9 protein-coding genes and 1 tRNA gene are annotated in these 12,592 nt (G+C 59.4%); 6 read left to right on the forward strand and 4 right to left on the reverse strand.

What is annotated here, in order from left to right:
* Positions 1-289: 289 nt before the first annotated feature.
* On the reverse strand, positions 290-2,200 hold the full coding sequence (gene dibA / locus ACM530_RS08810; RefSeq protein ID WP_416364608.1) for a phosphodiesterase DibA: 1,911 nt from the start codon (positions 2,198-2,200) through the stop codon (positions 290-292).
* Positions 2,201-2,365: 165 nt separating this feature from the next.
* Here dibA and desA point away from each other — a divergent pair, with 165 nt between their 5' ends.
* Together desA and ACM530_RS08820 are read left to right on the forward strand one after the other, a co-directional pair.
* Entirely contained in the window at positions 2,366-3,550 is a 1,185-nt protein-coding gene (desA, locus tag ACM530_RS08815) for a delta-9 fatty acid desaturase DesA (RefSeq protein ID WP_404486277.1), read from the forward strand.
* Positions 3,551-3,987: 437 nt separating this feature from the next.
* Positions 3,988-4,989, forward strand: coding sequence for a GGDEF domain-containing protein (locus ACM530_RS08820; RefSeq protein WP_145159695.1), 1,002 nt, complete (start codon positions 3,988-3,990; stop codon positions 4,987-4,989).
* Between the two features lie 52 nt (positions 4,990-5,041).
* Here ACM530_RS08820 and ACM530_RS08825 read toward each other — a convergent pair whose 3' ends face one another.
* The 3 genes from ACM530_RS08825 to gabD form a co-directional block, all read right to left on the reverse strand.
* A complete protein-coding gene (locus ACM530_RS08825) occupies positions 5,042-6,244 on the reverse strand; it encodes an HDOD domain-containing protein (RefSeq protein ID WP_416364609.1) in 1,203 nt (400 codons plus the stop codon).
* Between the two features lie 139 nt (positions 6,245-6,383).
* The gene (gene gabT, locus ACM530_RS08830) at positions 6,384-7,661 is read right to left on the reverse strand and encodes a 4-aminobutyrate--2-oxoglutarate transaminase (protein ID WP_106577350.1); all 1,278 of its coding nucleotides are present in this window, start codon (positions 7,659-7,661) and stop codon (positions 6,384-6,386) included.
* A gap of 179 nt (positions 7,662-7,840) precedes the next feature.
* On the reverse strand, positions 7,841-9,283 hold the full coding sequence (gabD, locus tag ACM530_RS08835; RefSeq protein WP_095186318.1) for an NADP-dependent succinate-semialdehyde dehydrogenase: 1,443 nt from the start codon (positions 9,281-9,283) through the stop codon (positions 7,841-7,843).
* 371 nt (positions 9,284-9,654) lie between these two features.
* Between gabD and ACM530_RS08840 the strand changes: the two genes are divergently transcribed.
* From ACM530_RS08840 to ACM530_RS08855, 4 genes are all read left to right on the forward strand, one after another.
* Positions 9,655-9,731 (forward strand) — tRNA-Arg (locus ACM530_RS08840).
* Positions 9,732-9,898: 167 nt separating this feature from the next.
* Positions 9,899-11,134: a tyrosine-type recombinase/integrase gene (locus ACM530_RS08845; protein WP_338514085.1), complete on the forward strand. Its 1,236-nt coding sequence runs from the start codon at positions 9,899-9,901 to the stop codon at positions 11,132-11,134.
* A 553-nt stretch (positions 11,135-11,687) separates the two neighbouring features.
* The gene (locus ACM530_RS08850) at positions 11,688-12,005 is read left to right on the forward strand and encodes a helix-turn-helix transcriptional regulator (RefSeq protein ID WP_081041769.1); all 318 of its coding nucleotides are present in this window, start codon (positions 11,688-11,690) and stop codon (positions 12,003-12,005) included.
* The gene (locus ACM530_RS08855; RefSeq protein ID WP_029295745.1) at positions 12,002-12,307 is read left to right on the forward strand and encodes a hypothetical protein; all 306 of its coding nucleotides are present in this window, start codon (positions 12,002-12,004) and stop codon (positions 12,305-12,307) included. The genes ACM530_RS08850 and ACM530_RS08855 overlap by 4 nt, the downstream gene beginning before the upstream one ends.
* Positions 12,308-12,592 lie beyond the last annotated feature (285 nt).

Here is a 12,592-nt window from a genome sequence, read left to right on the forward strand (position 1 = left end):
AATGAATAGTGCCTGGCAGTGGCGGCACTGCTTGCGGCGTGAGGGCGATAGTAGATAAGCGCGGATATTCTTAAAAATACTATTTAAGAATGTTTATATAACCAGAAAGAATTTTCTGGCAGGACGTGGGGTTGCGAAGGTTTTGGTACTGAAAATACTGATACCCAGGCGCGGCTGAAGCCTGTGGGAGCCGGGCTTGCCCGCGATGACGGTGTGTCAGGCACGAAATATTTCGCCTGAAAGGCCCTTATCGCGGGCAAGCCCGGCTCCCACATTGACCGAGTTTTGCCTATCGGATAGCGGGTGCCCGATGCCAATCAATCTCCTGTGCCGGCATCGGCCGCCCAAACCAATACCCCTGCCCCATATCGCATTCCTGCTCCAACAAGAACCGCGCCTGTTCCACTTGCTCGATGCCTTCGGCGTGCACCTGCATGCCCATGCTTTTCGCCAGGGCGATTACCACGCGCACAATCGCCGCATCGTCCTCATCCCATGGCAGCCCGGCGACAAAGCCCTGGTCAATCTTGAGCTTCTGCACCGGCAGGCGCTTGAGGCGCAGCAGTGACGAATAGCCGGTGCCAAAGTCGTCGATGGCCAGGCGCAAGCCCAGTTCACGCAGGCGGTGCAGCTGCTCAAGGGCCACTTCCGGATCATCCATCACCGCGCTTTCGGTGACTTCCAGCTCCAGGAACGCCGGATCGAGGCCGGTGGCGTGCAACACCTGGGCGACTTGCTCGTACAGCTCGCGCCGGGCAAACAGCCGGCTGGAGACATTCACCGCGATAAAACTCAGCGGCGCGCCATCGGCCAGCCATTGGCACATCTGGCGGCAGGCCTGGTCCATGACCCAGGCGTCGATGTCGGCAATCAGCCCGGTACGTTCGGCGATGGGGATGAAATCGCCCGGTGGCACCAGACCGCGCTCCGGGTGTTGCCAGCGCACCAGCGCTTCGACGCCGATCAGGCGGCTGCCCTGCAGGTTGTGCACCGGCTGGTAATACACGCGCAGCTCGTGCTGGTCGAGGGCGCGGCGCAGTTCGCTGGCGATTTCCACGCGATTCTGTGCATGGGCGGTCAGCTCTTCGGTGTACAGCGCGTAGCTTTCGCGCCCGGCACTCTTGGCCTTGAACAGCGCGGAATCGGCATTGCGCAGCAACTGCTGGGCGCTCAGGGCATCGCTGGGGAACAGGCTGATACCAATACTGGCACTGATAAACAGTTGGTGGCCGTCAAAGATGAACGGCTGCTTCATCGCGTCGAGCATGCGCTGGGCCAGGGCGGCGGCCTGCACCACCTGTGGACAACTTTCGGCGAGCACGGCGAACTCGTCGCCGCCCAGGCGCGCCAGGGTCACGCCGGGGCCGAACAGCCCCTTGAGCCGCTCGCCGACCGCTTTGAGCAACTGGTCGCCGACGTTATGGCCGAGGCTGTCGTTGATGATCTTGAAGTGATCCAGGTCCAGCAACAGCAAGGCACAGCCGCGTTTGTGCACTTGCGCCGAGGCCAGCGCCTGCTCGGCGCGGTCGGTGAACAGCAGGCGATTGGGCAGGTCGGTGAGCGGGTCGTGATGGGCGAGGTGCGCCAGTTCGTGCTCGGAATCCTTGATCGCGCTGATATCGGAAAACACCGCGACGTAATGGCTGACCTTGCCTTGGTCATCCTGGATGACGCGGATGGTTTGCCACTGTGGATAAATTTCACCGCTTTTGCGCCGATTCCAGATTTCGCCGCTCCATTCGCCGGTGCGTTCCAGCGTTTGGAACATCTGTTGATAAAAATTCGACGAATGGCGCCCGGACTTGAACAAGCTTGGCCGCTCGCCCATGACGTCTTCGCGGCGATAGCCGGTGATCTCGATAAACGCCCGATTGACGTGCACGATCAACCCTTGGGCGTCGGTGACCAGCACGCCTTCGCGGGTGCAATCGAACACGGCAGCCGCCTGGCGCAGGCGCTCGCGGTTTTCTTTCAGGGGCTGCTGCAGCTGGTGAGCACGGGCAAAACGGGCGCAAATCAGAGACAGGGTCAGCGCGCTGAGCCCCACCCAGACATAGCCGCGCACCTGCAGCCAGCGTTCCAATTCCCAAGGGTCATCGAGAAAGTCGATCAATAGATGATGGCTGAGCTGGAGCCACGCAATGGAAACCAGCAGGTATACCAGCCCCACACGCAGGGCACCTCGGTATGAAAACAGCATATGGTCAGTAATCCTTACCAAAAAACAAAATCGCCCTACAAAGGCTGCGGATTATAGAATAAGAAACATCCAGTCACTTCTATCTGAAAGGGCGGCTGGTTTTCTCTGTAGGCTTAGTGATAATGCGTGAGCTGCTTTTTTCTTTATCTGAGGGCCATACAGCCTATGTGGTACAACGGTTTTCTTGACTTGTCAGCCTGGCAACTGGTGGCAGTCACTCTGTTGATGACCCACGTGACCATCGTTGGGGTCACGGTTTATCTGCACCGCTATTCAGCCCATCGCTCCCTGGAGCTCAATGCCGGCCTGAAACACTTCTTCCGCTTCTGGCTGTGGCTGACCACGGCGCAGAACACCCGCGAGTGGACCGCCATCCACCGCAAACACCACGCCAAATGCGAAACCGTCGACGACCCGCACAGCCCGGTCGTCAAAGGCCTGTCCACCGTATTGCGCAAAGGCGCCGAGCTGTACCGCGCCGAAGCCGAAAACCCAGAGACCCTGCGCATCTACGGCAAGAACTGCCCGGACGACTGGATCGAGCGCAAGATCTATACGCCTTACCCGCTGCTGGGCGTGGCGATCATGGGCGTCATCGACCTGATGCTGTTCGGCACCATCGGCATCACCATCTGGGCGATCCAGATGATGTGGATTCCGTTCTGGGCTGCCGGCGTGATCAACGGCCTGGGGCACGCCGTGGGCTATCGCAACTTCGAATGCCGTGACGCGGCGACCAACCTGGTGCCGTGGGGCATCATCGTCGGCGGCGAAGAGCTGCACAACAATCACCACACCTATCCCAATTCGGCCAAGCTGTCGGTGAAGAAGTGGGAATTCGACCTGGGTTGGGCGTGGATCAAAGTCTTCAGCTTCCTGCGCCTGGCCAAGGTGCAGCGCGTTGCCCCCATCGCCCACCGTGTCGAAGGCAAAGGCCATCTGGACATGGACACCGCCATGGCGATCCTCAACAACCGCTTCCAGATCATGGCCCAGTACCGCAAGTTGGTGATCGGCCCGCTGGTCAAGCAAGAGCTGGAGAAGGTCGATCACTCGGTGCGTCATCAGTTTCACCGTGCCAAACGCCTGCTGTCGCGTGAAACCAGCTTGCTGGATGACCGCCACCACGTGCGTATCCAAAGCCTGCTGGAACACAGCCATGCGCTCACCGTGATCTACGAGAAGCGCCTGGCGCTGCAGCAGATCTGGCTGAAAACCAGCTCCAATGGCCACGACATGCTGGCTGCGATCAAGGAATGGGTGCACGAGGCCGAGGCCAGCGGCATTCAGTCTTTGCGCGATTTTGCCCACCAGCTGAAGACCTATTCGCTGCGTCCTACAGCGGCCTGATCGAGCATTCACAGCCCGCTCGTGTGAGCGGGTTGGCCTTGGCAGGCGGGCTCCCTGTGGCGAGCGGGCTTGCCCGCGTTGGGCTGCGAAGCAGCCCCAATAAAAGCCATCGCATTTCTGCTGATAAACCGCAGTGCCAGGTTTCAGGGCCGCTTCGCAGCCCAACGCGGGACAAGCCCGCTCGCCACAGCAAGCCCGCCTGCCACAGCAAGCCTCTCGCCACAGCAAGCACCCTCACCACCGTAAAACTAATCACCAAAACCAGCCTATTCACCGCGAAAATCGGCCTACAACCGGTTTCTGACGTCATTTCTTAGTCAGCCTGTTCACGGAACTTCACCGCAATTCCCCTCTCTCAAAGAACACTTCGCCATCATGGTGACCCCTTGTAGTGACCGCTGCTCCATCCTGCGGCGCGCCCAGAGAGAGTTGTACCGATGGTTCACGAAAAGCCTTACTTGCCCGATGCCCCCACAGCTGAGCCTGCCCGCCCGGCTGCGGCGGCAACCTTGTTGGCGCTCATGCACGCCCAGGGTGAAGTCGAGCGGCTGAGTGAGCGCGAGCAACTGCTCAGCTCACTGCTGGTCAGCGTGAATGCCGTGCTGTGGGCCATCGACTGGGAAACGCGCCAAGTGCTGTACGTGAGCCCGGCCTACGAGCGAGTGTTTGGCCGTCCGGCCGGTCTGCTATTGGCCGACCATCGCGAATGGCGCAACAGCGTTCACCCCGAAGACCTCGATTACGCCGAATACAGCCTCGCCCGCGTGCTGGAGCAAGGCGCCGTGGAGGACCGCGAGTACCGCATCATTACCGCCGACGGGCAGATTCGCTGGCTGAGCGACAAATGCTATATCAACCAGCAGGTCGAGCCCGGCAGGCCGGTGATCGTGGTCGGCATGGCCGAAGACATCACCGAAAAGAAACAGATGGAGTTGGAACTGCACCGACTCGCCACCACCGACGTACTGACCCAGAGCAGCAATCGCAGGCACTTTTTCGAATGCGCCAACCTGGCCTTCGACAGCGCCTGCGCCCAAGGCACAACGCTGGCGTTCCTGTTGCTGGACATTGATAACTTCAAAGAGGTCAACGACAGTTACGGCCACCTGGAGGGCGATCAGGTGTTGCGGCGTATCGCCGAGAGCGGTCGCAGCGTACTGCGCCGTGGCGACCTGTTCGGGCGCATCGGTGGCGAAGAATTCGCCGCCGTGCTGCCCGGTTGTGCGCCGCACATGGCGTTGCAAGTGGCCGAGCGGTTGGGCAAGGAAATCCAGGCGCTGAGTTTCAGCTACGAAGGGCGGCAATTTACCGTCACCGTCAGCCAGGGCCTGGCTACGCTGCGCGAAGAAGATGCGTCTCTGGACAGCCTGTTTGCGCGCGCGGATGCGGCGATGTACGAGGCCAAACGCCAAGGCAAGAACCGCGTCATAGCGAGTTAACGGCACTCAACGATGGGAGCGGGCCGGCTCCCACACGTGACCTCGTTGCTGACTAGGCCTTGCGTACCCGACTCAACTCCGACAACCCGACCCTCAGCAAGCGCGCCGTTTTGCTGCCGGCCAGCTCTTCCAACCCTTCACGCTCGGTCAGCCGCGCCATCTGCGCCGCGAGGTTCATCACCAGCGATTCTCGCGAATACACCCCGCCTTCGAGTGAATAGATCGACGCAATCAACTGGCGTAGCTCCAACGGCAAACGCCAACGCGCGCGCAATGCCGAACCATAGGCCGCACCGTAGGTAGCCAGAGACTCGCCAATCGCTTCGTCATCCAACGCCCCGCCGCCCTGGCGCCAGTCTTCCAGGCAACGCAACAACGCCAAGTCGCCCAACCGATGCAGGATGCCGGCGCTGTAGCAGCGCTCGTGGTCCAGCTCCAGCATGCGCGCCAGGTGGCGAGCATAGTCGGCAGTGTCTTGGGACAGTTGCCAGTGGCGCTCAGCATAGGCCACCAGCGCCGGGTCGCCCAGCACCACGTTGTGCTTGAGGGCCAGGCCCAGAATCAGGTTCATGCTCTGCCCGGCCGCCAGTGTGTGCAGCGCGGCGGACAGGGTTTGCACCGGCGTGCCGTGATGGCCGGCGCTGTTGGCGGCGGCGATCAATACGGCCGTTATTTGCGGGTCCATGCGCACCTGGTCTTCCAGGCGTCCGAGGTCCAGGCCATCCGGCGTGAGGCTGTGCTCTACGGCGTCTTTTACATCCACCCGCAACGGCGCGCCGTCAGAGGCTTCGCGGCGGCGCTCCAGGAACACCGGCAGCGTCATGCCCGGCGCCAGCGGCGCAATTTCGCAGTACACGCTTTCGCCTTCGTTGAGCAGCAGGTCTTGCAGGCGCTGGGTCAGGCCTTCCATGTTCAGTGGTTTGGTGAGGTACGCCGTCGGCGCCAGGGGCAAGGCTTCGCGCACGCTGGCGCTGTCATTACGACTGCTCAACAGAATAAAGGGCAGCGAACGGCGCTTCTGGCGCACGCTGCGCAGCAGGCTCAGGCCATCGACGCCCGGCAACTCCCAATCCGCGAGAATCAGGTCGTAGGTTTTTTCTCGCAACAGCGTGGCTGCTTGCTGCCCATCAGCACACACATCCAGCCGTGCGTCGCAGCGCACATTCAACAACACTTGCTTGAGCAGATCCCGCGACCAAGGGTCCGCCTCGGCAATCAACACTCGGGGTACAGCCGGTAAATCAACAGCAGTCATCCAGCACGCTCCATCGGCAATGCTGCAACCTTAGACAATCACGCTGCCTAGGTACAATGAACACGGCCTGAATGTGCTGCATCGGGCACAAAAAAACCCGCCGAAGCGGGTTTTTTCTGTCGATCAAATCAGGTTCCGCTTACAGCTCGGAGAAACACTCTTCGATGATCGCCAAGCCTTTGTCCAACTGCTCGTCTGGCGAGGTCAGCGGGACCAGTACGCGCAACACGTTGCCGTAGGTGCCGCAGGACAGCAGGATCAGGCCCTTGTCACGCGCCTTGGCCACCACGGAGGCGACGGCAGCAGCGTTCGGCTTGTGGCTGTCGCCTCCTTCGAACAGCTCGACCGCAATCATCGCGCCCAGGGCACGCACTTCACCGATTACCGGGTACTTGGCTTGAATGGCTTTGAGGCCAGTCACCAGGCGCTCGCCAACAGCCTTGCAGCGGTCCAGCAAGTGCTCCTCTTCAAACACTTCCATCACCGCCAATGCAGCGGCGCACGCGATCGGGCTACCGGCGTAGGTGCCGCCCAGGCCGCCCGGGGCGATGGCATCCATGTATTCAGCCTTGCCGCACACACCGGCCAACGGGAAGCCGCCGGCGATGGATTTGGCGAAGGTGGTCAGGTCGGCGGCGACGCCCATCTGCTCCATGGCGAAGAAGGTACCGGTACGGCCGGCACCGGTTTGCACTTCGTCGGCGATCAGCAGGATGCCGTGCTTGTCGCACAGTTCGCGCAGGCGCTTCATGAAGGATTTAGGCGCGACGTAGAAACCGCCTTCGCCCTGCACCGGCTCGATGATGATGGCAGCGATATCACGCGGCTCGGCATCGTTTTTGAAGATGCGTTCGATGCTGGCGATGGCGTCGTCATCGCTCACACCGTGCAGTTCGTTCGGGAACAGCGCGCGGAACACGCCGCCTGGCATCAGGCCCATGCCGGCCGAGTACGGCACGACTTTGCCGGTCAGGCCCAGGGTCATCATGGTGCGGCCGTGGTAGGCGCCGGTGAAGGCGATCACGCCGGCACGGCCAGTAGCGGCACGTGCGATCTTTACGGCGTTTTCAACCGCTTCGGAACCGGTGGTGACCAGCAGGGTTTTCTTGGCGAAGTCGCCTGGCACCTTGGCGTTGATTTTTTCGCAGAGTTCCACGTAAGGCTCGTAGGCCAGAACCTGGAAGCAGGTGTGGGTCAGCTTGTTCAGTTGCTCGGTCACGGCGGCGATGATTTTCGGGTGCACGTGGCCGGTGTTCAGCACAGCGATACCGCCGGCGAAGTCGATGAACTCGCGACCTTCAACGTCGGTCACGGTGGCGTTCTTCGCGGATTCAGCGAAGATCGGGTGAATCTGGCCAACACCGCGGGGTACAGCGGCTTCGCGGCGTTTCATCAGGGATGCGTTGGTCTTGCTCATAAAGTCCTCATTCGCCACTCATCGGGTGGCGTGGTCCAAGGAATACGTGGCGGGGAGGCAACTACGGCAGCATGCGATGATCGACTGCCACAGCTTTCCCGGCCACTACGAATAACGGTGTGAAACACGAAAGGGTCAGCGCTCTCGTGCCCTCTGCGTTTGCTGCAAGCTCTTGCCGGTCAGATGCCCAGGCAGAGGTATTTGATTTCCAGGTAATCCTCGATCCCGTACTTGGAGCCTTCACGGCCCAGGCCCGACGCCTTGATGCCGCCGAACGGCGCCACTTCGTTGGAGATCAACCCGGTGTTGACGCCGACCATGCCGTATTCCAGGGCTTCAGCCACACGGAACACACGGCCCAGGTCGCGGGCGTAGAAATAGGAAGCCAGACCGAACTCGGTGTCGTTGGACATCGCGATCACTTCGGCTTCGTCTTTGAAGCGGAACAGAGGCGCCAGCGGGCCGAAGGTTTCTTCCTTCGCCACAGCGGCATTTTTCGGCACGTCGACCAGAATGGTCGGCTCGAAGAAGTTGCCTTCCATCACCTTGCCACCGGCCAACAGCTTGGCGCCTTTGCTCAGGGCATCAGCGATGTGCTCCTGAACCTTGGCCACGGCTTTTTCGTCGATCAGCGGGCCAGTCGTGGTGCCGTCTTCCAGACCGTTGCCGATCTTGAGTTTGGCCACAGCCACTTTGAGTTTCTCGGCGAACGCGTCGTACACCGAATCCTGGATGTACAGGCGGTTGGCGCAGACGCAGGTCTGGCCGTTGTTGCGGTATTTGGAAATGATCGCGCCTTCGACGGCCTTATCCAGGTCCGCGTCGTCGAACACAATAAACGGCGCGTTGCCGCCCAGTTCCAGCGAGACCTTCTTGATGTCCTTGGCGCATTCGGCCATCAGCTGGCGACCGATTTCGGTGGAGCCAGTGAAGGACAATTTACGCACGATCGGGTTGCTGGTCAGCTCGCCGCCGATGTCGCCGGCACTGCCGGTGACCACGCTGAGCACGCCTTTAGGGATACCGGCGCGGTGCGCCAGCTCAACCAGGGCCAGGGCCGAGAACGGTGTTTGCGAAGCCGGCTTGATCACCATGGTGCAACCGGCGGCCAGGGCCGGGCCGGCTTTACGGGTGATCATCGCGGCCGGGAAGTTCCACGGGGTGATTGCAGCGGTCACGCCGATGGGCTGCTTGATCACGATCAGGCGCTTGTCGGGCTGGTGGCCGGGAATCACATCACCGTAGATGCGCTTGGCTTCTTCGGCGAACCACTCGATAAAGGAAGCGGCGTAGACGATTTCGCCCTTGGCTTCGGCCAGCGGTTTGCCTTGCTCCAGGGTCATCAAGCGGCCGAGATCGTCCTGGTTTTCGATCAGCAGCTCGAACCAACGGCGCAGCTTGTTCGCGCGCTCCTTGGCGGTCAGCGCACGCCAGGCCGGCAGCGCCTTGTCGGCGGCTTCGATGGCGCGGCGGGTTTCGGCGGCGCCCATCTTCGGCACGGTGCCGAGAATTTCGCCCGTGGCCGGGTTGTTGACCTTGATGGTTTGACCGTTGTCCGCATCGACCCAAGCGCCATCGATAAAGGCTTGTTGGCGGAACAACTGGGTATCTTTGAGCTGCATGTCGGCTTTCCTTAACAGCACCGCGCGCACGCGGAGCGAATTAGAGTTGTTGAAAGGCGCCTTGTGGGCTGCCGTCAGGGAAATCAGCCCCAGCGCGCGGCAAGAGTGAAAGAGCGCACGGGAGACAGAGCGTTTGAAATCTCAAACGAATCCTAGGATCAATGGGGGTACAGGGCAATAGTCTGTTCGAAAAAAAGAACGAAAACGGCGCATTTGCCGAATCTTTCTGATCAGCGTGATTCGTCCGCGTTCCACCCCATCGACCACCGGCGCCCGGCGCAGGGCCTCTGCGCAGCCAATTCCTACCCATAAACGGCCAAAGACCGGCATGGACGCCCAAGGACGACATGGGTATGATGTCGCCCGCACAAGCATCCGTAGCTCAGCTGGATAGAGTACTGCCCTCCGAAGGCAGGGGTCGTGGGTTCGAATCCCGCCGGGTGCACCATATAGCAGTCTCGGGCTGTCTCAGACAGTCTACGAAACGCCCCAAGAAGCCCGCCCTGTGCGGGCTTTCTTGTTTCTGGCTATCCATCCCTGTCTACCTCTATAACTTCACGCCGTGTATGCCCACGTGTATGCTTTGAGATTCCTATAACTGGAGGCATACAGGAAGTGAAGCGCACTGAAATCAAACGCCGCCCCTTAGCAGACACCACACTTGCAGGCTTGGAGCCGGAGAACACTACGTATCGTGAGCAGGACGGGAATGGCCTGTACTTCCGGGTGAAACCTAACGGGCAAAAATCGTGGGAGCTGCGCTACAAAAAGCCAGACGGGAAATGGTCGTGGCTGGGCCTCGGCGGCTACCCCGATATCAGTGGCTCATTGGCGAGACAGAAAGCAGCTCAACTGCGGGAAGACGCATCGACCGGCAAAAATCCATTGGTGAGCAAGCAAGCTCGCAAGGTTGCCGACCAGGTTGCTGCCAACAACACTTTTGAGGTGTTAGGCCGTGAGTGGTTTGAAGCCAGACGCACAAGCTGGGAAGCAGGTACGTCCAGACGAGTACTGGGAGCACTGGAGCTTCATGTGTTCCCTGTCTTCGGCGAGCGCGTGTACACAGAAATATTGCCCCTGGAATGGATGGAGTTTCTACGTGGCATGGAGCAGAAGGGGATCATTGAACAAATGGGCCGAGTTCGCGCCTTTTGCAAAGAGATCTATGACCTGGCCCGCGTAACAGGACGAGCCGTCCACAACCCCCTTGAAGGTCTCAGCAAATTCCTGCAATCACGTAGCGCTGAAAACTATGCACACGTTTCGATTGAAGAGCTGCCTGCGCTACTTCGAGCGATCAACTCCTACCCTCACGCAAAGGACGTCCGTATAGGGCTTCGCTTGCTTTCCTTATTAGCATCGCGCCCGAGCGAGATCCGAGAAGCACGCTGGTCAGAAATCGATCTCTCCAAAAAGCTATGGACGATCCCAGCCGAGCGAATGAAACGTCGTCGCGAACATGTGGTGCCCCTCTCTCGACAGGCGATCGAAGCGCTCACTGAGTTACGAACACTTACAGGTGCGTACCCTCTCCTATTTCCAGGCAGGAAAGACAGGACAATCCCCCGTAGTAACACCGTCTTTCTAATGGCGCTCCGCAGACTTGGATACGCCGGTCGGCAAACAGGCCACGGCTTTCGTCACATCGCGAGCACCATACTCAATGAGCAGGGTTTCGATGAGAATCACATTGAGGCCCAGCTCTCTCATGCAAAGGAGGGTATTGCCGGGGTCTATAACAAAGCCGTGTACCTGCCTCAGCGTAGAGTGATGATGCAGTGGTACGCCGATCACCTTGATGCCCTAGTGAGTGGAAATGTAGTGCAAGGTCAATTTGGGAAGGCTGTGTGAGAGCACTTAACCTGCCCCCCTCTGAATCCGGTGTAACGCGTGTTACTCGTGTAACACCACTCGCCAAGTGCCCGGATTCATTGGCTTTCACGCCCGTTACATAGTTGAACGACATAGCGTACATCCGATGTAACGCTGCCCCAACGTGTAACGCAAAAGCCAGCGCTCAGGTGCTGCGGGCAGACGCTTTTCGCCCGAGCTACCAAGCGACCCTCGCTGGCTTTGCCCTTCAAGCGCAGGGCGTGGGACTTTCGGTTACACAGCGCCTGAGACACTTGGCAATGACTGACCGCCAAAACATATTGCATTCGGCGCTAGCAGCGGCCTGCTCAAATCTCTCTCAACGCAACCGCAGTATGATCTTTGCCGTGCACAGGTGCTGACGTCTGCCACCTGATCGACCAGTGCTAGCTGCGCAATTACTAAACCGCCGCGTTCACCCTACATTGACCCCATATTGACCATACATTGACCGATCTAGGGAAAAAGTAGTTTTCTTCATCTAGATAAATGTATAGATAGATACCCCTGTATCCATGACCAGGGGTTATCCATGAATGATCATAACTGCAAATCCGCAAATCCCACCGAAATCCGCTCTTACAACACAAGCGATCTGAACGCCAAGCGAGCCAGTCATTTTGCCGCAGATCCTTCAGCAATTCTGATCCGCATGCCGGAAGTGATGGCAATAGTTGGGTTAGCGCGCCCAACGATTTACAAACTAATGCAGCAAGCAGATAGCGGCTTCCCACTTCCAGTGAAGCTTAGCGCTAGTAACGCCCGTAGTGCTCCCGTCGCATGGGTACTGGCTGAAGTTTTAGATTGGACACGTGCGCGAATTGCAGATCGCGACAAGGTGGCGGCATGAAAAATCGAGCCGCTAACAACGCCATTTTGCAGCCCTTTTCTGTACTCAGAACAGTCGGATTCTCATCACGCGGTATGCAGCGTTTTGAACGTTACCGCACAGAGCAAAAACGCCTGAAGCGGGACGTGATGGTGATGCGATGGAGAGATGGCATCTGGTGCGCATTGTCAGTTCCCTGCCAAGCCCCCCAAGCAATCATCGTCGACGAAGGCCAACAAATCGACGCCTACGAGGATGCACGCGCCTGCCTCGATGGCGACTTCTTGCCCTTTGTTTCCCTGCGATGGGAAGTCCATGCCTGAAACGAAAACGCCCCCGGCGGCAACCGGAGGCGTTGAGGTAAATCTACATGCCTGATCAATTTATGCCGCATCGAGAAAATCCGCAAGCCATCTACATAGTTGCGCTTTCAAAAAACGCACGTTACTCTCTGGCCGTCGCTGCAAATTCAGCGACCGGGCGTGGAAACCCGTTTGAAAACTTGGCGCACAGGCGCCCCCATTACCATTGCAGGCGTCTTTTTTTACGCCTGCGATTTCGAGTTATGGCGGCTGTGTGTGGGCAGGCTTCGGCCTGGCCGGGTTCCA

The sequence above is a fragment of the Pseudomonas sp. NFX183 genome (assembly GCF_047943075.1).
In the GTDB taxonomy this organism is placed as follows: Bacteria; Pseudomonadota; Gammaproteobacteria; order Pseudomonadales; family Pseudomonadaceae; genus Aquipseudomonas.